The sequence below is a fragment of the Sphingosinicella sp. genome (genome assembly GCF_013911755.1).
Lineage (GTDB): Bacteria > Pseudomonadota > Alphaproteobacteria > Sphingomonadales > Sphingomonadaceae > Sphingosinicella.
Map to the genome: position 1 here is coordinate 1 of NZ_JACESP010000036.1, position 20,769 is coordinate 20,769.

Annotated in this window: 19 protein-coding genes; 13 read left to right on the forward strand and 6 right to left on the reverse strand. The window is 61.7% G+C overall.

The window, feature by feature from the left end; all coding sequences use genetic code 11:
* The coding region (locus H2052_RS17215; protein ID WP_293784600.1) for a LysR family transcriptional regulator at positions 1-187 on the reverse strand (187 nt) is incomplete at its 3' end.
* Positions 188-431: 244 nt separating this feature from the next.
* Here H2052_RS17215 and H2052_RS17220 point away from each other — a divergent pair.
* Positions 432-1,796: an aminotransferase gene (locus H2052_RS17220; RefSeq protein ID WP_293784603.1), complete on the forward strand. Its 1,365-nt coding sequence runs from the start codon at positions 432-434 to the stop codon at positions 1,794-1,796.
* 64 nt (positions 1,797-1,860) lie between these two features.
* The gene (locus H2052_RS17225) at positions 1,861-3,042 is read left to right on the forward strand and encodes an MFS transporter (RefSeq protein ID WP_293784605.1); all 1,182 of its coding nucleotides are present in this window, start codon (positions 1,861-1,863) and stop codon (positions 3,040-3,042) included.
* Positions 3,043-3,144: 102 nt separating this feature from the next.
* Here H2052_RS17225 and H2052_RS17230 read toward each other — a convergent pair whose 3' ends face one another.
* Positions 3,145-3,948: an SDR family oxidoreductase gene (locus tag H2052_RS17230; protein WP_293784608.1), complete on the reverse strand. Its 804-nt coding sequence runs from the start codon at positions 3,946-3,948 to the stop codon at positions 3,145-3,147.
* A 13-nt stretch (positions 3,949-3,961) separates the two neighbouring features.
* Entirely contained in the window at positions 3,962-4,744 is a 783-nt protein-coding gene (locus H2052_RS17235) for a fumarylacetoacetate hydrolase family protein (protein WP_293784611.1), read from the reverse strand.
* A 176-nt stretch (positions 4,745-4,920) separates the two neighbouring features.
* On the opposite strand from H2052_RS17235, the gene H2052_RS17240 reads away from it, so the two are divergent.
* The 10 genes from H2052_RS17240 to H2052_RS17285 all read left to right on the forward strand — a co-directional run bounded on the left by H2052_RS17240 (position 4,921) and on the right by H2052_RS17285 (position 14,408).
* Positions 4,921-6,429, forward strand: a complete 1,509-nt coding sequence (locus H2052_RS17240; RefSeq protein ID WP_293784614.1) for an aldehyde dehydrogenase family protein — start codon at positions 4,921-4,923, stop codon at positions 6,427-6,429.
* 43 nt (positions 6,430-6,472) lie between these two features.
* Positions 6,473-7,507 (forward strand): YCF48-related protein, encoded by a 1,035-nt coding sequence (locus H2052_RS17245; RefSeq protein WP_293784617.1) that lies wholly within the window; start codon positions 6,473-6,475, stop codon positions 7,505-7,507.
* A complete protein-coding gene (locus H2052_RS17250; protein ID WP_293784620.1) occupies positions 7,494-7,982 on the forward strand; it encodes a VOC family protein in 489 nt (162 codons plus the stop codon). The genes H2052_RS17245 and H2052_RS17250 overlap by 14 nt, the downstream gene beginning before the upstream one ends.
* 30 nt (positions 7,983-8,012) lie before the next feature.
* Positions 8,013-8,618 carry an amino acid synthesis family protein gene (locus H2052_RS17255; protein WP_293784624.1) on the forward strand — a complete coding sequence of 202 codons (606 nt, stop codon included), beginning with the start codon at positions 8,013-8,015 and terminating at the stop codon, positions 8,616-8,618.
* Positions 8,619-8,621: 3 nt separating this feature from the next.
* Positions 8,622-9,545 carry an alpha/beta hydrolase gene (locus H2052_RS17260; RefSeq protein WP_293784627.1) on the forward strand — a complete coding sequence of 308 codons (924 nt, stop codon included), beginning with the start codon at positions 8,622-8,624 and terminating at the stop codon, positions 9,543-9,545.
* Positions 9,546-9,560: 15 nt separating this feature from the next.
* On the forward strand, positions 9,561-11,147 hold the full coding sequence (locus H2052_RS17265; RefSeq protein WP_293784630.1) for an acetolactate synthase large subunit: 1,587 nt from the start codon (positions 9,561-9,563) through the stop codon (positions 11,145-11,147).
* On the forward strand, positions 11,144-11,929 hold the full coding sequence (locus H2052_RS17270) for an SDR family oxidoreductase (protein ID WP_293784633.1): 786 nt from the start codon (positions 11,144-11,146) through the stop codon (positions 11,927-11,929). Before H2052_RS17265 ends, H2052_RS17270 begins: the two co-directional genes overlap by 4 nt.
* Positions 11,930-11,949: 20 nt before the next feature.
* Positions 11,950-12,522, forward strand: coding sequence for a cytochrome b (locus tag H2052_RS17275; protein ID WP_293784636.1), 573 nt, complete (start codon positions 11,950-11,952; stop codon positions 12,520-12,522).
* A gap of 33 nt (positions 12,523-12,555) precedes the next feature.
* Positions 12,556-12,957, forward strand: coding sequence for a carboxymuconolactone decarboxylase family protein (locus H2052_RS17280; protein ID WP_293784639.1), 402 nt, complete (start codon positions 12,556-12,558; stop codon positions 12,955-12,957).
* A gap of 134 nt (positions 12,958-13,091) precedes the next feature.
* Positions 13,092-14,408 (forward strand): PQQ-dependent sugar dehydrogenase, encoded by a 1,317-nt coding sequence (locus tag H2052_RS17285; RefSeq protein WP_293784642.1) that lies wholly within the window; start codon positions 13,092-13,094, stop codon positions 14,406-14,408.
* A gap of 1 nt (position 14,409) precedes the next feature.
* Here the strand turns inward: H2052_RS17285 and H2052_RS17290 are convergent, their stop codons facing one another.
* From H2052_RS17290 to H2052_RS17300, 3 genes are all read right to left on the reverse strand, one after another.
* Complete coding sequence (locus H2052_RS17290) at positions 14,410-15,864, reverse strand: hypothetical protein (RefSeq protein WP_293784645.1); 1,455 nt, start codon at positions 15,862-15,864, stop codon at positions 14,410-14,412.
* A gap of 11 nt (positions 15,865-15,875) precedes the next feature.
* Positions 15,876-18,056, reverse strand: a complete 2,181-nt coding sequence (locus tag H2052_RS17295) for a TonB-dependent receptor (protein ID WP_293784648.1) — start codon at positions 18,054-18,056, stop codon at positions 15,876-15,878.
* 306 nt (positions 18,057-18,362) lie between these two features.
* Positions 18,363-18,929: an SgcJ/EcaC family oxidoreductase gene (locus H2052_RS17300; protein ID WP_293784651.1), complete on the reverse strand. Its 567-nt coding sequence runs from the start codon at positions 18,927-18,929 to the stop codon at positions 18,363-18,365.
* Between the two features lie 447 nt (positions 18,930-19,376).
* On the opposite strand from H2052_RS17300, the gene H2052_RS17305 reads away from it, so the two are divergent.
* Positions 19,377-20,729, forward strand: coding sequence for a PepSY-associated TM helix domain-containing protein (locus H2052_RS17305; RefSeq protein ID WP_293784654.1), 1,353 nt, complete (start codon positions 19,377-19,379; stop codon positions 20,727-20,729).
* The last annotated feature ends 40 nt before the right edge of the window (positions 20,730-20,769 follow it).

The following is a 20,769-nucleotide window of genomic DNA, read 5'->3' on the forward strand; positions in this document are numbered from 1 at the left end:
CATACATTTCCCGCCCCGCGGGAGTCAGCGTGACCGAGCGTGTCGTGCGATCCAGCAGGCGGACGCCGATACTCTGCTCCAGCTTCGCGATTTGGCGGCTGACCGCAGCCTTAGAATAGCCGAGCAGCTTGGCGGCGTTCGAAAAGCCCCCGCTGCTAACGACTGCGGCGAACGACATCATCGCCATCACGTTTCCTAGGTCAGGTCTCTCTTCCATGTTTACTCCGTGTTGCACTGCCGCTGGCGTGTCAATGCGAATGACCCGACGTACCATTGGGTGTGGCTGGGTTCTTGTTGGTCATTGTTGCGAATATGCAAAAATAGCCTCATAATCATTTACACTGTTGTGTTCTTATCGACTTTGGGCGAGGACCCATGGCGAAAAGATACGCATGTCTCGATTCGGTCGAGGACAAGAAGGGAGTTTTCACATGGCCACCCAGCTTTCGCACGTCGCGCAACAGGACCAGCGCAGCCAGTTCCACCCTTTCACTTCGATCAACGATCTGAAGGCGGAGGGGCCGACCGTCATGGCCTCAGGATCGGGCGTTCGGGTCCGCGATGTCAATGGGAAGGAATATCTGGACGGGATGGCGGGGCTCTGGTGTGTCAACCTCGGCTATGGTCGCCAGGAAATCTGCGATGCCATCGCGCAGCAGTCGCAGCGCCTGTCGTTTTTCCACACCTTCAACGGGATGAGCAGCGATGTTGTCGCTGAATGCTCCGAAGCGCTGTTGGCCAGGGCGCCGGTGCCCATGTCGCGCGTGTTCTTTGGGGCTTCGGGCAGCGACGCCAACGAAACCCAGCTCAAGCTGATCTGGGTCTACAACAATCTGCGCGGCAAACCGGAAAAGAAGAAAATCATAGCCCGCTGGAACGCCTATCACGGCTCTGGCGTCGCCACTGCAAGCCTGACCGGGCTGCCGGGGATGCACACGCTGTTCGATCTTCCAAAGGGACCGATCCTTCACGTGAGCGCGCCCAACTATTATCGCAACGCTCCGGAGGGCATGTCTGAACGCGACTTCTCGCGCCAGCTGGCCAAGGAACTGGAAGCGCTGATCGAGCGCGAAGGCCCCGACACGATCGCTGCCTTCTTTGTCGAAGCCGTGATGGGTGCCGGCGGGCTCATCCCGCCTCCGGAGGGCTATTTTGAAGAGATCACGCCGATCCTCAAGAAGCATGACATCCTGCTCGTGGCCGATGAGGTCGTGTCCGGCTTCGGGCGCCTCGGAACCTATTGGGGCAGCCAGACATATGGCTATGAGCCCGACCTGATCACTTCGGCAAAGGGCGTGACCTCGGGCTATTTTCCGATGTCGGCCGTGTTCATCTCGCCCAAGGTATGGGACGTGATCGAAGCCGGTGCGGACAAGGTGGGCGTCTTCGGCCATGGCTACACCTATTCGGCACATCCGGTCGGCGCGGCCGCGGCTCTGGCGGCGCTCAAGCTGATCGACGATCTCAAGGTTGTGGAGAACGTTGCCGATGTCGGCCCGTACATGATGCAGGCGCTGCGCGATCGTTTGGGTCAGCACCCGCTCGTCGGCGATATACGCGGCAAGGGTCTCATGCTCGGAATCGAGCTGATGCAGGATCGTGAGGCCAAGCAGATATTTCCGATGGCCAACCGTACCGGACGGCAAGTGCTGAAGGCTGCCGCCGAGCGGGGCCTGATTACCCGCGCGCTTGGCGACACGCTGGTTTTCGCTCCGCCGCTCATCATCAGCCGCACCGAAGTCGACGAGATTGTCGACAAGTTCGCGCGGGCTTTGGACGATGTATTGAAGGCCTGAACCGGGCGTCTGTCGGTTTGCACGGAGATTGCCCGATGTTGGCGTCCCGGGGGAGGGGTGCGGTATGGAATTGAACACCGCCATTGCTGGCATGGCTGCTGCAGAACAAGGCACGGAACGTCTGACAAGGGGCGGTCTGGTCAGTGCGATTCTGGTCGGCCTCGTGGGTGCCTTGGTGATCTTCATCACGCCCGGCTTTCTGGCGGTGATTGCCCAGAAGACCGGTTTCGATGACGAGCAGCTCGGTTATCTTGCCGCCTGGGACATCAATGCCATGGGCATCACCATAGGGCTCAGCACCTTTGCGCTCGCGAAGGCGCCTTGGCGCGTGGCCGTGGGGCTTGGCCTCGCCCTGGTCGTCGCCGGCAATTTGCTGACCGCCGCTGTCGAGGCTTTTCCGGCCATGGCCGCCGCCCGCGTCATCGCCGGAGCAGGGGAAGGCATCTGTATCGGCTTCGCGTTCGCGGCGCTGGGCCGGGCGCGCAACCCCGACCGGGCATTCTCGATCTATCTCGTGACCGGCGCGCTCCTCAGTTCAGCCTTCCTTTATGCGCTGCCCGCGATTCAATCCGCTGTGTCGCCAGCGACAGTATTCCTGTTCGGCGCGGGACTGGCAGCGTTGGTCATACTGACGCTTCCCGTCTTTCCCGACGGCAGCAAGGATGAACCGGATATATTTTCCGGGGGGGGCAAGCTGGACTTCAAGTATGCGTCAGGCGCGTTGCTCGGCGTGTTCCTGCTGTTCCTGGCAATGGGCGCGATGTGGAGCTATTCCGAACGGATCGGAATGGCCAGCCGTTTGCCGATGGACGTGATTGCCAACGGCCTTTCGATCGGGACCATGACCGGAGTTGCAGGGGCTGGGCTTGCCGGGATATTGCCGCGCCGCTGGGGGCGAAGCTGGCCTCTTGTGATCAGCGGTGTGGCGGGCGTCGCCAGCTTTCTGCTGTTTCGAGATCAGGTGACGTCGTCTGACTTCATCATCGCCGCCATGCTGATGATGTTCAGTTGGAACTTTGCCCAGCCGTTGCTGTCGGGCCTGTGTTCGGAAGCCTGCAGTCGTGGCCGTGTCGTCTGTGCGATGGGTTCGATACAGACCTTTGGTACGGGCTTGGGGCCGGCGGCGGCGGCGGCGACGCTGGCGACCGGTTCGTTCACGGTCGCGATCTACGCATCCTGCCTCGTCCTCGCGCTCAGCGTAGCCGTAACCATTGCCACGATTCGGCGCGGTCGGCGGCTGAATTAATCTGACCCGGAAGTTGACGGCGGCCGGAACGCGATAAGGCCATCATCTGCTGAAGATAATCGGTCGGGAGCGCTACCCGTGACGGGCAGCGCTCCCCGACGTTTACAGGAACACGGCGCGCGAAAGGCCGCCATCGACCGCGATCGATTCGCCGGTAATACCGCTTCCGAGCTGCGAGCAGAGGAAGACGATCGGATCGGCGACTTCATGGACTTCGAGCATCCGCTTGAGCGCAGCTGGATCGGCCGCTTCGCGCGCAACAATGGCATCGAAGGTGGTGCCTTCCTCGGCCGCCATTTCGGCGAACCATTCCTCGATATGCTCGGTGCGGGTGACGCCGGGATGGATGATGTTGACGGTGATGCCGTCGCGCCCGACTTCGTCAGATAACGTCTTGGTGAAATGCACGAGCGCGGTGTTGCGCATACCGGAAAGGGCTTCGGTGCAGCGTGCCGTCAGGCCGCCGACGTTCACGATGCGACCCCAGCCGGCCTTGCGCATGTGGGGTACACAGGCTTTGGAGGTGCGGAAATAGCCGAACAACTTGGTGTTGAGGTCGAGCATCAGCGCGTCTTCATCGGCCAATTCGATTGCATTGCGCACGAGGCCGCCCGGCGCCGCCGCGCAGTTCACCAGAATATGGACAGCACCGAATTTCTCGACCGCCGCCGCGACCAGCGCCTCGACGGATTGCTTCGACGTCGTATCCGTGGGGACGGCGATGATCTCGCCGCCCGTCGATTTGCGCAGTTCCTCAGCGGTGGCTTCCAGCTTCGACGCAGTTCGCGCGGCAATCACGACCTTGGCGCCGGCAAGCAGCAGCTTGCGAGCGGTTTCCTTGCCTATCCCGACTCCGCCGCCCGTGATGATGGCGACCTTCCCCTCCAGACCAAGATTCAAACTCATTGCAAATGTCTCCTTAAACGTTTTGCCCGCGTAGCGTGACGCGAGCAGATTCAATGCCATCAATAGTCACGCGGATCGTGTCGCCGGCTTGAATTTCGGTTACGCCCGTGCAGGTTCCCGCCGCGATCAGTTGTTCGCGTCTTAGCGAGCTTCCTTCATTCTCGCACAGCCAGTTCGCGAGCCAGACGAGCGCATCCAACGGATTGCCCATCACCCGTGCGGTCGATCCGTTCACCGGCGCTTCGTCGTTGCGGGTCAGGCTGACCGGCAGATCGGCGAAGCGATCGTCCCAACCATCCGCCAGCTTGCGGCCCAGAAGCAGTCCGTGCGCCATGGAATTGTCCGCGATCAGCAATGCGAGGGGGAGCTCACTTGTTTCGAAACGGGTACGAACGATCTCTATACCCGCATATACCCCTTTCAGTGCGCCGCACAGGTCGTCGCGCGTGTAGGGTCGATCCTGCATGGGAAGGTCGTCGCCCATCTCGAAGATGAGTTCGGCCTCCGCGAACATTTCCGCACCAACGAAATCAACGTCGCTTCGGTCACAATAAATGGCGCTGGCGACGAGGCGTCCGATCGTGGGCTCGTCGGCCCCGAATGCATCGCGCGCCTCGCGCCCGGTCAGGCCAAGTTTCCAGACCATAACCGGAAGATTCCCGCATGCGGCGATCTTGCGTTGAATGGCATAGGCCTGAGCGAGAGTCGGCCCAGGCCGGGGCAGGGGAGCGCCCTCATAAGGCGCCGCTGCAGCCTTCAGCAGCTGGCGTTCCAGTTCGGCGACGTCGTGATGCACTGGGTTCTCCGACTAGCACAGTTGTGCGGTAAATTGTCACCGATATGGAACAACCACGCCTCTAAATCTAGTATTGTTTACATTTTACGATTGAGTTAGACAAGCCGTGGATTCGCTGTGCTCAGGGCGTTTTTGTCCGGCAGCCGGCAGAATTTCCGTAAGTGGAGATGAGAGTCATGACTGCAACGTCCGAACCCTTTGCCCGGGCGAAGAGCCTTGAGGCCACTCTGGCGGCGCGCCCGCTTGGCCTGATCATCGACGGCAAATCGGTTCCCGCCCGGTCCGGCAAGACCTTCGTCACGCTGAATCCGGCGACGGGCAAGGAAATCTGCCAGGTGGCCGAAGGCAGCGCAGCCGATGTCGATCTCGCCGTCCAGGCCGCGCGCAGGGCGTTGGGCAATCCGGCATGGCGCGACATGAGCGCCGTAGACCGATCCAAGTTGCTCAACCGCCTCGCGGATCTCATCGAGCGGGACGCGGCCGAACTGGCGGTGCTGGAATGCATGGACAACGGCAAGCCGGCAGCGCTGACCCAGGCAGTGGAGATTGAGGGGTCGATCAAGACGTTTCGCTATTTCGCCGGCTGGCCGACCAAGTTCGGTGGCGAAACACTGCCCGTCTCGCCACGCAGCGGGGCGAAGATCCTGAACTATACGGTGCGCGAGCCAGTGGGTGTGTGCGGCCTCATCGTACCGTGGAACTATCCGATGTCGATGGCGGCGTGGAAGGTTGCCCCGGCGCTGGCGGCGGGTTGTACCGTTATCCTGAAGCCCGCTGAACAGACGCCGCTCACCGCGCTGCGGCTTGCCGAACTGGCACTGGAAGCCGGGGTGCCGCCCGGCGTGTTCAATGTCATCACCGGCTTCGGCGAAGCCGGTGCGGCACTGGTCAACCATCCCGGCGTCGACAAGGTCGCTTTCACCGGCTCCACCGAGGTCGGCAAGGCCATCGTGCGCGGATCGACCGGCAACCTCAAGAAGGTCAGCCTCGAACTGGGCGGCAAGTCGCCCCAGATCGTGCTGCCCGACGCTGATCTCAATGCGGCAGCGGCAGCGGTCGCCTCAGGCATCTTCTTCAACCAGGGGCAGACCTGCACGGCGGGTTCGCGTCTTTATGCCCATGCGTCCATTCACGACGAACTCCTGGCGCGTATCGCCGACCATGCTGCCCGGCTCACCATCGGCAACGGTCTTGATCCCGCGGTGAACTTCGGTCCGCTCGTATCGCAGGAGCAGTGGGACCGGGTCAGTTCCTATGTCGAGATCGGCAAGGCCGAAGGCGCAGAGGTAGTGTGCGGCGGCGGCCGTCCCCAGGGGCTGGGCGAAGGATACTTCTTTGAGCCCACGATCATGGCCAATGCTGGGCGCGATATGCGGATCGTGCGCGAGGAAATCTTCGGGCCGGTGTTGAGCGCGCTGAGCTGGAGCGATGCCGACGATCTGGTCGCCCAGGCCAATGATTCCGATTTCGGGCTGTCGGCGGGTATCTGGACCAACGACCTGCGGCAGGCGCATCGCCTCGCCGGGGCGGTCAAGGCCGGAACCGTGTGGATCAACTGTTTCAACCTGGTCGACAATGCCACGCCGTTCGGCGGATTCAAGCAGTCCGGCTGGGGACGCGAGCATGGTCGCCAAGCGATGGAGCTCTACAGCGAAATCAAGAGTATCTGGGTAAATCTGAGCTGAGACGGACCCGATCACACTGTTGGAATGAAATGCAGGAGTGAACATGAGCAGGACTTTGATAGTCGCGACAGATGGGCAGGCGGTGATGCGCACCCACGACGACGGCAAGAACTGGTATCGGATCAACATCCGGCAGGATCTGGAGTATGACGACCGCGTGCGCTGCCTGCTGGTCGATCCCGCCAATCCGGAAGCTCTCTTCGCCGGGGCTGAAAAGGGCTTGTTCTACAGCGCTGACCGTGGCGTCTACTGGAACCGGATCGACTGCGCGTTGAACGGCTTTGCGGTGTGGAAGCTGGTCGCCAGCGAAAGCGACCCCAAGGTTCTCTACGCCGGAACCGGAGCGCCCTCGCGCGCGATCCTTTTCCGGTCACGCGACGGCGGCAAAACCTGGGAGCGCACGTCGCTCGAAATGCCCGAGCTCTGCGCCGGGGTGAACCGCCCCCGTATGCTGGCCCTGGCGGTGGATCCCGATGACGCGAACGACGTATGGGCCGGTGTCGAGGAGGGCGGCCTGTATCGCAGCCGCGACGGCGGCGACACCTGGGAGCGCATCGATACGACCTGGTCCGAATTCGGCGGCAACTCGGACATTCACGACGTCATGATCCTGAAGCAGGATGATGGCTCGCGGGTACATCTCGCGTTGACCGTCATCGCGCTCTACCGTTCGACGGATGATGGCAAGACCTGGACACGGCTGTGCGCCAAAGACAGCTGGGGCCTGCGCTATTCGCGGCTGTTGATGCGCAAACCCGGCAGCAATCGTGAAGTCGCGGTGGGCATCGGTGACGGAACGCCGGGAACCAAGGCGGCGATCCTCACGTCCACGGATGCCGGCTTGACCTGGGCACAGGCAGAGATGGACCGACCGTCGAACTCGTGCATGTGGGCCTTCGGAGCCAATCCAGCCGATCCCGATTTCATGCTCGCCGCCAGCAAGTTCGGCTATCTCTATCGGTCCAACGATGGGGGTAAATCCTGGACCAAGGAATGGCGCGAGTTCAACGAGATTACCGATCTCGCTTGGGTTCCGGGCGTTCCCACTGATTTGGGGCTACCGCATGTCACAAAGTGAAACATCGCCGATCAGGATCGACAGGATCGCCCATATCGTCTTGTTCGTGAAGGATCCCGAAGCCTCGGCCCGATGGTATGCCGATGTGCTCAACATGACGCTTGTGGCTCGCGCAGCGGACGGCCCCTACAAGGGCGGCGTGTTCATGAGTTTCGGCGTCAGCGATCACGACATCGCGCTTTTCCCGGCTCAGGAAGGCGCCAGCAAGGGCAAGGAATTCGAGCATATCGGCTTGATGATGGCGGGCACCAGCATGGACGATTTGCGCCGCAACTACGCCTATTTCCGTGAGCGCGGAGTCGAGGTCGCCGAAATCCTCGATCACGGTGTTTCGACGGGCATCTATTTCTATGATCCGGATGGCCACATGCTGGAGGTGTTCTGCCAGCGCATACCGCAGCAAACCGGCGAATCTCGGGCGGAACTCAACCGTAATCAAGGGCAGGCGGACCCTGTTGACCCGGCTTCGCTCTGATCGGGCCAGCTGTTTTTCTTGGAGGATTTCATGACGACTTATGCGCCGAATTTCGGCCCGTTCCACATTCGCAAATGGTTCAGCCAGGTCGAGGAAATCTGGGCCGGGGAAACCGGAGCCGCGGCCGATGGCGCACCCTTGTTCAAGTACATGATCGCGGCGTGCATCAAGAATCCTTATGCTGGCAAGTTTGTTGAAGACCTGTCTGCCTGGATCGATGCCTCCCCCGAACTGGGCGTGGAGATCGGACGCCGGCTGAATGCACTTTCGGGCCGAGCGAAGATCGAGAGCTATGGCAAGGCGATCCTGGTCGGGATCGATGGCGAATATGAGCACGGCAATGCGCTGCTCACCAATCCTGCCGCCAATCCGATTCGTGATGCGGTAGGGGGTGGTGCCTCGTGGGTGCCTTCAACCGGCAAGCGCGGCGTTCCCGGAACGATCGTGGACATTCCATTCGGCCACAAGGACGCGCTCTATGTCCGTTCGCATTATGATACGATGAGCGTGTCTTTCGATGACGCACCCAATCGTGACGAGGTGATCGTGTGCTGGGTCTTCGCGACGCGCGGAAGACTCAACGCTCGGCTTGGCGGGTTGAAGGCCGAGGATGCCGTGGGCAACGGACTGACCTGAACCATGGCGACGCAGTCCATGGCCCGTGCAGATGCACCCCCGCAGCCGGTCAGCCTGTTGGCGGGGGAGCGGACCCGCCGCGTCGTAAGCGGCGGTCTGCGCTTGCATGTGCGCGAATGGGGCGCCCCCCATGCACCTGCGATCGTGCTGCTGCATGGACTGCGCGGCTACTCGGGAACCTGGCGCAACCTTGCCACCGCTCTTTCTGATCGCTGGCGCATGGTCGCCCTCGATGCACGGGGGCGCGGGGAAAGCGATTGGGACCCGCAGCGCAACTATTACACCGATGCCTATCTCGCCGATCTGGAGGCGGTGGTCGATGCGTTGGGATTGGACCGGTTTGTACTGGTCGGGCATTCCATGGGGGGAACCACCTCTTATTGTTATGCCGCGCGACATCCCGGGCGTCTGATTGGTCTGGTGGTCGAAGATATCACCGCCGGTTCATCGGTCGCGGGGGCGGGTTTCGAACGAATCCTTTCAGAAATGGCCGCCCTGCCGACGCGCTTTGCGGACTGGGCAGAAGCGCGTGCCTACTGGCGCAAGCTGCGCCCCGGTGTGTCGGACAGTGCGATCGAGGAGCGCCTGTTTGAATCGATGCGCGCAGATACGGATGGCGGCGTAGTGTGGCGCTACGATGCCGAAGGTATTGCGGCGACCCGTGTCTCGCCCGATCCTGCCCGCGTGGTCGATCTGCATCCGGTGATTGCCGCGATCAGGACACCCACATTGGTCATTCGGGGGGGGCGTTCCGACTTCTGCAATCTTGCCAAGGTGCGCGAACTCGAAGCCACGAACCCGGCGCTGACCCATGCCAGCGTAGCGGATGCATCGCATTATGTGCATGATGATGCGCCTGAGAGCTTCATGCGGTTGGTTGAGGGGTTTCTTGCCGGCCTGAAGGCCGGCCGCGGCGCGCAGCGCTGACAGGAAAGACTGATAATGGACGCTCAAATCTCTACGCAGCTCGGCACCCCACGTTTGGGCGCTGACCTGCTGCTCGACAGCCTCTACAACGCGGGCGCGCGGATTTGCTTTGCCAATCCGGGAACGACCGAACTGGGCCTCGTCAGCGCCCTGTCGCGTGACGGGAGACTGCGCTGCGTACTGAGCCTGTTTGAGGGCGTCTGCACCGGCGCGGCGGACGGTTATGCGCGTGTGTCGGGGGAAGTGCCGCTGACACTGCTGCATCTCGGGCCGGGCTTTGCGAACGGTATCGCCAACCTGCACAACGCACGCCGGGCAGGCTCGCGGATCATCAATCTGATCGGCGACCATGCGACATGGCACCTTGCCTACGATGCGCCGCTGACCTCCGATATTCATTCCCTGGCCAGCCCCGTCTCGCGCGAAGTGATCTATATCGATCAGCCGGAGAGTATTGCCGACAGCGTCATTCGGGCCTTCGCGGCAACCAATCTGGCCGAAGGCGGCGCTGCCACGCTTGTGATCCCGACGGATGTGGTGGATGCACCGGCCCCTGCGCGGGGCGATCAGGTGGGCGTTGCCCCTTATCGCCCTGAGCCCGTGGAACGGGCCACGATCGAGGCTGCGGCGGACGCTTTGGTAGAACCGGGCGCGTTCATCGTCTTGCTGGGTGGAAATGCGCTCACCGAAGCCGGCATCCGCGCGGGCGCGAAGCTTGCGGCCCGACTGGGCGGGCGCCTGCTGATGGAGCCCTATCCTCCCATCGTCACGCTGGGCGGCGATCTGCCGGTGGTTGAGCGTCAGGCCTATTTCCCCGATGATGTTATGGCCCAAATGGGTGGTGCCAAGGTCGTGTTGGCCGGCGCAAGAATGCCGATCAGCTATTTTGGCTATGAAGGCTATCCCAGCCAGCTTGTGCCCGATGAACGGTTGGTACGACTGGCCGCTCCGGGAGAGGATGCCCTGGCCGCGCTGGAAGCGCTGGGGGAGGCGCTTGGTGCAGGCGATGTTCCTCTCCGCCCGACTGAGACGCCGCTCCAATCGGGAGAACCGCAAGCTGCGCTCTCGCCGGCGTCGGTGGTGGAGGAACTGCTTGTCCAGCTGCCGGAGGATGCGATCATCTCGCTGGAAGGCTCGACGCTCGGCGGACCGTGGCTGCGGAACGCACATCGTGCGCGGCGGCACCGGGTCATGACGAACACGGGCGGAGCGATCGGGCAGGGACTGCCTTGCGCGGTCGGCGCGGCTCTCGCCGCACCGCAGGCCCGCGTCGTCTCGCTCCAGTCCGACGGCAGCGCGCAATACACGCTTCAGTCGCTGTGGACGATGGCGCGTGAGGGATTGAAGGTCACCGTCATCATGGCCGCGAACCATCGCTATGCCATCCTGCAAACTGAGTTGACCCGTGCCGCTGCGCCGCTGGACGACGCGGTGATCGCCAGCCTGACCCGGCTTGATCAGCCGCGCGTGGACTGGGTGGCGCTGGCACAGGGCTATGGTGTCGAAGCCGTGCGCGTGACCACCAATGCGGAGCTTGCGGCGGCATTGAAAAAGGGACTGGCGCTGGATGGGCCGCTGCTGATTCAGGCAGAGCTGCCATGACCAGCGCCCAGCCTGTCGTCATCCTGACCGGCGCGACCGGCGGGTTGGTGCGCGGCATTGCAGGGGAACTGGCGGCAGCCGGCTTCACCCTCGCACTGACCGCGCGGGGATTGCGCGCGGTTGAGGCCATGGCGGAAAGCCTGCACAAAGCCTCAGGCGCGTCGGTCGCAGCGTTCAGTTCCGATGCGCGCGATGCCGCATCGATCGGCGCCATGGTGAAGCAGGTGCTCGATCGCTTTGGCCGGATCGACGTTCTGGTCAACGCGGCCGCCAGTTCCACCCTGATCGGGGGAGCGATCGAGGACGTGGATGTCGATGCCCTGATTGCCGATGTCGATGTCAAGGTCGGCGGCTATCTGCGCTATGCCCAGGCTGTTGTGCCGACGATGAAGCGCGCGGGCAGGGGGCATATCATCAATATCGGCGGCCTCACGGGACGATCCAGCGATACGCTGAGCGGCTTGCGCAATGCTGCGGTCTCGCATCTGACCAAGGTTCTATCCGATCAGCTGGGCCCTTTCGGGATATCGGTCAACGCGGTGCACCCCGGCATCGTGCGCACGCCGCATCTGGAAGAGCTTTTTGCCGAAATGGCCAAGGAAAACGGCAAGACTGCCAAAGACATCGAGGCCGAATTTGTGAACCAGATACCTGCCGGCGCGATTCTGTCGCCGGAAAGGATCGGGAAGATGGTAGCCTTTCTGGCCGGAGCAGAGGATGCGGCGATTACCGGTCAGTCGCTGACTGTCGATGGCGGTTACTCGCGGGGCATTTTTCTTTAGAAATCTGAGGGGGAGTAGCAATGCACAGTAACGTTGGACACACCGCTGCCAAATACCCGCTTTCGATGCGGGTTCTGCACTGGATCCGTGCGGTGATCATACTCGGCCTCATCTGGTCTGGCTGGTACATGACCGGGCTGCCCGAAACGACGCCACTGGAAACCTTCGGCCTGTTCTATTCCAATCACAAGCAGTTCGGCGTTCTGATCTGGCTGCTGGCGCTGGTCCATCTTGCGATCCGCTGGCGCAACCGTGCGATACTGCCGCAGACGCCTTCGACGCTGACGGGTTGGGAAAAGACGCTTTCCCATGTGGTGCATCGGCTGATCATGGCGCTGACATTGCTGGTGCCGATGCTGGGCTATGCCATGTCGTCGAGCTTCACGCAGAGCGACGGTGTACCCTTCTTCTTCATCGGCGAGTTGCCGGAACTGCTGCCCAAGAACGACGATGCCTTCGAGGTGTTCGATATGCTGCACCAGTACAGCGCCTATGTGCTGCTCGGCCTCATCGCGCTGCACGTGGCAGGCGCCATGAAGCATCGATTGCAGGACAAGGGTGGCGAGGCGGACGTGTTGCCGCGGATGCTGTGATCCGAACGCATAGCCCGGAAGGGACGCCGTGCCATGGATAGAGAGACGTTCGACAAGGGACTTGCCCTGCGCCGTGAAGTTCTGGGCGCCGACTATGTCGAGCGTTCGCTCGCCGACGCAGACGATTTTTCCCGTCCGATGCAGGAGCTTTCCACCACCTATTGCTGGGGAGAAATATGGTCGCGCGCCGGGCTGTCCCGGCGCGAGCGCAGTGTGCTGAACCTTGGCATGATCAGCGCGCTCAACCGACCGCATGAGTTGAAACTTCATGTCAAAGCCGCCCTGCGCAATGGTCTGACGCGGGAAGAAATTCGCGAGATCATGTTGCAGGTGGCGGTTTATTGCGGTGTGCCGGCCGGTATGGATTCAACCCGTATCGCGCGAGAAGCGATAGCCGAATATGAAGCCGAACAGACGGCGGGAGCGAAGGCGTAGCGGCCTTGATGCGGTATCGGGGGGCCTGACCCAAGTTGGCAAGGTTATGGCCATCCCTGCAATCATCCGGGATTTGTTGTCGAGACTAGAATGAACCCAGGGCCCGATCAACGGGTGAAAGCGGGAGGCGGTCGATGAAGGGTTCTGGTCGTTTTGTGAATCAGATGGTGCGCGCGATACCGCTCGTGTATCCGCTTGCCCTCGCTGCAATCGCGTTGCATTCGGCTCCTGCCATCGCGTCCGACGTGCCCGAAGTCGGCGTTCCGGCCGAATTGCCGGGCTCGGGCCCCTATGTCTTCCGCAGTGCTGAGCAGCCTTCCGTGAATGTAGAGATCATCGCGAAGGGTCTGGCGCACATCTACAGCCTGGCCTTTTTGCCCAATGGCGATGCGCTGGTCGTGGAGCGCGGCGCGCGGCTGCGCCTGTTGCGGCAGGCAACCGGACGCACGCCTGAACTGGTTGGCGAGTCCATCGCGAACGTGCCGGAATTTTCGCAGGCAGAACATCTCCAACCCATCGATGTCCTGGGGATTCAGGATGTAAAGCCGCACCCGGATTTTGCGACCAATCGCCTGGTCTATTTCACCTACAATCGGCCGGTCGGCTATGACCCGGAAATGAAGCGGATCACCGCCACCACCATATTGGCTCAGGCACGGCTGGATGGGCTACGCCTGACCGAAGTGAAGACATTGCTGACCGGCGAGGCCATGGTGGGGACCGGCGGTTCGCGTATCCTGATTGCCGATGGTCGCTGGTTGTATGTGGCGGTCGGCGCGCTGAGCGAAGGCGATGTCCAGTCGGCACAGCGGACCGACAACATCTATGGCAAGGTCCTGCGGATCGCGATGGACGGGCGTATCCCGCAAGACAATCCCTTCACGCAGATCAAGGGCGCGCGACCGGAGATCTGGACCTACGGCCATCGTGATCCGCTGGGACTGGCTATCGACCCCCGATCGGGTCGACTGGTGGCATCCGAGCACGGACCGCAAGGCGGGGACGAACTCAATGAACTGCTGCCCGGTCGCAACTACGGCTGGCCAAACTCCACTTACGGAACCGAGTATGCCGGTTCGCGCCTGCCGATTGCTCCGGTCGCCGCGGGAACGGAAGGCCCGCTGCTGATCTGGTCCCCTGCAATAGCGCCCAACGGAATCGCATTCTACACCGGACAGGCCATGCCCGGCTGGTCGAACAACCTTTTCGTCGCCAGTGCCCGGCGCGGACAGATCAACGGTACAGGCGCGTTGATTCGTCTCGTCTTCAACGACCAGCTTCAGGAGATGCGGCAGGAGGTGCTGCTGGATGGTCTGCACCAGCGTTTCAAGGATGTTCGGCAGGGGCCGGATGGCTTGCTGTACGCTGTGACCGACGAACCAAACTCGGTGGTTGTCAGGATCAGTCCGGGTTCTGGTTCAGGCGCGGTCCCGGCATCGGTCGCGCCCTGATTCAACGGTGAACAAGGGGTGTGCGGGGTCTTCGCAATCTGCGCCACCCGATCACCACGCCCGCAACCGATGTGATCAGACCCATGATCGACATGGCCCAGATCAACAGCTCGCGTGCCAGCGGCGTCTGCAGCAACAGATTCAAGTCCCATCGATGGAACAGATCGAATAGCCAGCGATAAACTCGGCGCCTTGCATCGGATTCGCCGACAACCTCTCCAGTGTCCGCCGCGATATGGACCCAGCTTGACGCGGGATCGCCGAACGCAACCCGCAGGACAGGCAGGCGCAGTTCGCCTTTCACCGCATACCAATAGGCATCGGGGCGGGTCAGCTTGGTGATGCTCACGACCTTTGCATCCGGCACAAGCCTGGGGGCTGAAGCGGAGATGGCGGCCAGATCAGGCTGCAATGGTTCGAGCGTCGTCGCATCGAACAACTTATCCTCGCCACCGGCACCTTGTACGCGGACGAACGCGCGTCCGGCGGCGGCGCTGATCGCAACGCGCCGTGCGTCAGGAGCAATCGCCGCGATGCGCGCCAGATCGGGTATCATCAACGGTGCCTGACCCGCATAATCGCGTCGTGCGGCCAGTCTGATCCCTTCGCTGGAGAAGACCCTGCCCGGATCGACCGAGAGCCATCCCGAAAGAATCCACAGGATCAGGAAAAGGCTTCCGACGAGGCCGGAAACATGATGCCATTTCATCCACCCGGCGTAGGGCGTCATCCGCCCGTTTCCGAACCGCCTTTTGCCAGCCCGTAGGCGCATGACGCCGATCCAGGTGCCGGTCAGCGCGACCAGAATGCACGGCCCGGACGACCAGAGCACCACCTGACGCCACAAGGGCTGATTCTCGCGAAGCGCGCGCGGATAAAGCCAGTGTGGAACCGATCCCAGCCAGTTCCAGAATCGCTCCCGCGCGTCCGTGTCCAGCACCACTGCACCATCGCTGGATGAGACATAGAGGATGCGCCCGGCGTCGCCGGAAAGCTTTGCCTTCCACAGCGGACGAAGGGAATCATAGCGACTTGCGACCACCCATTGGTCGGTTTGGATGGCCTCCATCGCCTCAACGTTCGTCCGGCCGAAAGTGGCGGCGATGCGCTCCGCCTCGCGGCGGGAGGTCGCTTCCGCCGCGAGGCCGGTGCTGGCCCACAGGGTGAAAGGTGACCCTTCCCAGGGATCGATACGCCAGACCGGCCGGTCGCCGCGCATCTCCAGCACCATCTGCCGCGCTTCGCTGGCCGACCGGGCCAGCGAAACATCACCGTTTAGCTGTTCCCATGCGATGGGTGACAGGCCCGCTATGCGCTCCTGATCTTCCAGCGAAGGAAACGGGACGTAGAGCATTACCAGCCCTGATGCGAACCACAGGACGAACAGCAGGCAGGTCGCGATTCCGATCCAGCGATGAACCAGATAGAGCCAGCGTTTGATCTGATGTCCGGCCACGGGCGGATCGATCAGAAGCGGGCGCGGATGGACACGTCAAATGATTGCGGACGCCCCAATATCCACTGTTCGTTGCCATAGGTACTGAATGCGTAGTCCTTGTCGAACAGGTTGTAGACCCGCGCGTCGACCGCGAGATTGGGCGTGAACGCATAGGACGCACCCAGATCGACCACCGCATAGGCGGGTACGCGGAAGCGGTTGGCATTGTCGGTAAAGCGATGGCCGACATAGCGCAGGTTGGCGCCTGTTGAGAAACGCCCTCCATCGGTCCAGCGCAACTCAAGGTTGGCTGAAGCCTGCGGCACGCCCGCCGGGGTCTTGTCCTCGAACCCGGCAAACTCGTCGAAGTTCGCGTCGAGCACGGTGCCGTTGGCTGACAGGCCGAATCCGCCGGGGAGGTCGAAATCGAGACTCGCTTCGACACCCTGCGAAGAGCGCTGCCCCACCTGATCGATGGCGCCGCCCGGGACGGTCTGCGTGAAGAGGTTCTGCTTGACCAGACGATAGGCCGCCAAGGTGAAATTGCCGCGCCCGTCCAAGAACAGGCCTTTAATGCCGACCTCATATTGATAGCCATTGGCATAGGTCAGCTGGAACTGCTCGGACGAGGTGGCGAATGTTGTGAGCGTACCCAGCGGATCGACCGCGGTTGCATATTGTGCGTAAACTGAAAGCGCTTCGCTGGGCTGATAGACCGCGCCCAGGCGCCATGTGGTGCTGCTGAGCGTCTTGAACGCCTTGGCTCCGCCATCCAGAGCCGGTGTGTCGCCGATGATCCGGGCGCCTGTGTCATCATAAACCCAGTTCCAGCGACCGACCTTGTTTTTCTCGTAGCGCAGACCCCCGACCAGCGAGACCTGGTTAGTGATCGCCAGACGATCCTCGGCGAAGATGGCCCAGCTGGTGGTTCGCGTGTGATAGCGCGGCAACAGGCCCACTGTATCGAGGAACAGGCCGGGATCGAACGCGGTGACCGGGACCTCGTCCTCCTGAGGGACCGAGGCGAACTGGTGGGAATAGTTGAGTGTCACCCGGCTGACATCAGCGCCCACCAACAGGCTGTTTGCGATCCCGCCGATCTTGTGATTGATGGCGACATGGCCTTGGCTGCCATATTGGTTCACATCGTGAACGATGCCGTAGTTTTCGGCGCGATAAATGTTTCCGGGTGTCCCGAAACCGACGCCGTTCGGACAGTTTCCGTTATCGGCGATCCAGCAGTAGCTTTCGAGATTTCGCCACTTGCGGTTGCTGGTCAGCCAATACGTCGTGTTGGCGATTGATATGGCATCGCTCGCCGTCCATTCGGCGGTGAGCGCCAGCCGATTGTCGCGGTAGCGCATGGTGGCATCGCCGACATTGTAGTTTTCCCGCCGGATCGAGGTGTCGAGTGCGCCATCGATCAAAGGGGTGCCGAAGTATTTAGCGGGATGGGCGTTGCCGAAATCATTGCGCAGCGTAAGCGTCAAGGCCTCGCTTGGCGCGAACCGCAGCGCACCGGAAATGGCCAGATTGTCACTGTCCCCGCGGTCGACGAAACCGTCCGACTGTCGATAGCTGACATCGCCCCGGAAAGAGAGCGTTCGGCTGATCGGGCCGCCCACGCCCGCGGCTATGCGCCAGCTCTGCTGCGATCCGTAGCCGGCTTCGGCCTCGAATTCGGTACGCTCGGCATTGGGCGAACGCGGGATGACGTTGACCACACCGCCCATCGCGCCCTGTCCGAACAGAACCGAAGCCGGGCCGCTCAGTACCTCGATCCGTTCCACGTTCCACGGATCGGACGGGAACGAGATCGATCCATTGTTGGGAAAGAGGCGCACGCCGTCATACAGCTGCAGCACCGATCCCTGACCGCTGAATCCGCGCATCGCGAAGGACAGGCCGGCATTCCCCGGGTTGCCATCGTTTGTGACCCCGGTTGCCCGCGAAACGGCATCGACCACGGCGAGGTCGCCGCGGGCACGAATGTCGTTGCCCGTGATCACATTCACCGTTGCGGGTGTTTCCAGAAGCGTCAGACCAAGGCGACTTCCGGTCGCGCTTTCCTGGGTCAGGGTTCGTACGCGCTCCGCTGTCACGACGATCGTCTCTTCGGCGCTCTCCTTGGCGGCAAGCGGCGCGGGCAGTGCCGCAGCTATCGCAACGATGGAAATGCTGGTCAGGGTGCAAGAATATGGTCGCTTCACAGGCCCACCTTTCGATCCTCAGTACTGTCGGGAGTGCCCATGGTTTGGGACCGAATACCAAGGCCTGCGAAGGTGATAACGGGTTGGTTACGGTTCTCGGACGGACGGTAACGGTAACCGCCGGCCGTTCAAACCTGCTTCCAGAAGTGGGGTATGCGCCGATGACTTCCCGCACGAAAAAGGGAGCGCAAGTGGCGCGCTCCCTCGATTCATACCATCCATCCGGCGTCAGCACTCAGTGTTCCGCCGGCGCGCGAGTGCGTTACGTCCCTTCCGGGCTGCCAGTCAAACCGGCATGTGGGCTCATTAGAATGCCGACCGCGATGCATCGTCAATGATATAGCGCCATCCGCCGTCCGCCTGCTTGCGCAAAACTTCGATCCCGCCGCCGGTAAGCTCCTGCTTGACGCCGTCAGCGTTGGTGAAGTTCATCCTCCAGTGGTTCGTCGTCAGCGCGACGTCATGGTAGACGACGTGTCGACGGTTGCCGAGAACGATATTCGGTTTCAGTGCAACAAGTCCTTCGAAATCCACGCGCACTGCTGATTTGCCGTACAGCAACTTGCCATCCGGATTCACGTAAGTGACATCCTCTACGTAGAGATCGACAAGTCCTTCCAGATCACCAGAATTAAGGCGCTCCTGCCAAGCATCATAAAACTTGTCGAGATCGGTGACCGGGGGAACGCTGCGCGAACCCGTGGCGCCGGCAGCATAAGTTGGGCCGCCCAGACCTGTTGCAACCGCTCCCACCGCCATTGCGCGGAGGAAGGTTGAACGGGTCAGGCCGGGCTGGTCCGTATCGCCCAGAGCCGAACCCGATTTCTCAACTGGGGTCGCCCGGTGCCAAGCCTCGCGAATGGATTTGATCACATCGTGCTCCTCTAATGGCCTTGACGAGTGTGCATCGGCCCGATGCTCACCGTTGCTTTTGTATGTTGAGTCCGAGTTTGCAAGCAATCGCAGGGGCCGTCCATTTCATCTTCGGCCTAATTCGCAATTCTTTCGGCCGTGGTGTCCGGAATGAGTGCCTTGCGCGGAACCGTTCTTTCCTGACGTTACGGCGGGTCGCCAGCCGTATCGGACTGCCGCCGCCGTGGCGCGGATCGTGAGCCTGGCCGAAATTGCAACATATCGGAGAAGGCGGGCAATTCTATCTGAGGGGCGTCATGTCATTTTAAATTGAAGGAAAATGCATGGCAGGAGGGTGCCATGTCCCGCTCGGTCGAACGTGAGGACTTTCTTGCCCGACCCGTGGGACAGTGCAGTTCGTGACCTCGGCTATCCAATGGTGGGGTTTGGTCTTCAGGGAGTGGGCAGTTGAGCGGTCCGTCGCAACTTCAGACTGCGGTTGTAAAGGTGCATCGCTACCTTGGGCTCGCGCTTGCTTTTTTCCTGGTGGTGATCGCCGGAACAGGAAGCATCATCGCCTTTTATGACGACCTCGAGCGCACGTTGAATGCGCGGATGCGTGTTGTGACGCCGCAGGCCGAGCAGGTGACTGTTCATGATGCCCTGACCATCCGTGAACGACTGGAGACGGAGGATCCGCGCTCGCACCTATTCTCGCTGCAGTTTCCCCAAAAGCCTGACGAAACATTGTTCTCCCGGGTCATGCCGGCAATCGATCCGCACACCGGCAAGGCGTTCCAGATCGACTACGATCAGGTTTTCGCCAATCCCTACACCGGCGAAAGGCTGGGCCAGCGACTGATCGGTGCCGCAACGCTTCGTCCTTCCGGGCTGCCATCGTTTTTGTATTACCTGCACTATGCCCTGATTTTCCCGCTTGGCGTGGGCATCGTGTTGATTGGTGGGCTAAGCTTGGTCTGGGCCTGCGAAAGTCTGATGGGTTTTTATCTGACCTTTCCGGCCAAGGTGAAAAAGCGCCAGGCGGGGCCCAAGCCGCGACCCTTTCTGAAGCGCTGGTTCACCGCGTGGAAGGTCAGCCGAGACACCAACGCCAACCGGCTCGTTCTTGATCTGCACCGTGCGTCCGGCCTGTGGCTGTTTCCTCTTCTGATGATCTTTGCCGTAACAGGCTTTGCGCTCAATCTGGGGGGGTACTATGCCGGAATCGTCAGCAAATTCGCTGACTACGAGCATTTCCAGGAAGCGCCGCCATGGCCGACGCTGGCGGCGCCATTGATCGATCCGCCGGTTGACTGGTTCGAGGCTGCCGATCTGGGCCAGCGCTATTTCACTGAGCAGGCCAGAATCGAGGGCTTCGCTTTGCGCAAGCCGGCATCGATCGAATATCGCCGCGATTTGGGGGTCTATTTCTTCCAGATGCACACCTCGCGCGATCTGCTCGACGCGCAAGGCAATCCGACCGAGACGAACTCGCCCGCCACCGTGGCCACGATCGCGATCGACGCGCGAGACGGCCGGTTCCTCGGCTTGCAGCTGCCGACCGGCCAGCGCGCCGGGAACACAGTGACGAGCTGGCTGACGGCGTTGCATGTCACTGCGATCGGCGGGCGGCCTTGGCAAATCGCAGTGTCGGTTTTCGGTCTGCTGGTCGTCGGCATGTCTGTCACAGGCGTTCTTCTGTGGTCGCGTCGGCGCAAGTCACGCTCACCCAAGGTGCGTCCGGCATCAGGCCGTGGAAAGCCTGCCAACGCTCCGATTTCGTTCACCAAAAAAGTACTAACATGCAGGGGGAAAATATGATGACAAGGAACTTCAAGCGCGCACTCAGACTGTCCTGCGT